Origin of the sequence: Agromyces humi (genome assembly GCF_009720255.1) — a bacterium.
GTDB classification, from domain to species: Bacteria; Actinomycetota; Actinomycetes; order Actinomycetales; family Microbacteriaceae; genus Agromyces; species Agromyces humi.
On the sequence record NZ_WJSP02000707.1, the window covers coordinates 1 to 810 of the forward strand.

An 810-nucleotide genomic window follows, 5' to 3' on the forward strand; every position below is an offset into this window, starting at 1 on the left:
GGCGGGTGGGATCCGGCCGACGCGCTCGCGTGGCGCGCGGATCCCGACCGTCCGCTGCCGAGCGGCGAGCCGTCGCCGAGCGCGCGGGTGCGGGAGCTCGAGCTCGTGGTGTACTCGACCCGAACTGCCGACGGCTCGGACGCGGCGGAGGAACTCGCGCGCCTGATCGGAGAGCTCGACCGTCAGCGCATCGAGATCGACCGGGCGATCGCCGAGGCCTCTGCGCCGGACACGCCCGATGCACGTCCCGCGGAACGGCCCGCCGGCGCCGTCGAATCGGCGCGCGGGGTTCGATCGTCCCACCTCCGCACCGCGGTCGTCGCCCTGGCAGGAGCTGCGGCGGGGGTGGTCCTCGCGCTGGGAGTGCTGCAGCTCGCCGGCGGGAGCCCCGGCCCCGGCGACGAGCCGACCGGCGACCCGGTACGGGGCGCGGTCGACGACGTCCTGCCGAACGACGACGTCTCGCTCGGGGCCGCCCTCGAGGAGGAGTTCGCTCGAATGCAGGAGCCCACCGACCTCCCGACGCAGCCGGTGTCGGCCTGGTTCCTGGGTGAGAGCTTCCGTCGACTGCCGGTGGAGCCCTTCCGCGGGGCCGTGTACCTCGCCCGGACCACCACGGGCGAGGTCTGCCTGCTGCTCCTCCCCGTCGACGGACGGTTGGCGTCGGGCTGCGTCGCGGAGGGCGGCGTCACCGCGAGCGGGCTCGCCGCGGTGACCCGTGCCCCGACCGGTGACACGCCCCCGGGTGGGGACGAGTTCATCCGGGTCCGCTGGACGGGCGACGGGGCGATCGTCGAGATCGCGCCCGTG

General features: G+C 75.7%; 1 protein-coding gene. It reads left to right on the plus strand.

Annotation, left to right across the window (positions count from 1 at the left end):
- A partial coding sequence (locus GH736_RS23690) for a hypothetical protein (RefSeq protein ID WP_203230946.1) occupies positions 1–810 on the plus strand: 810 nt, incomplete at both ends.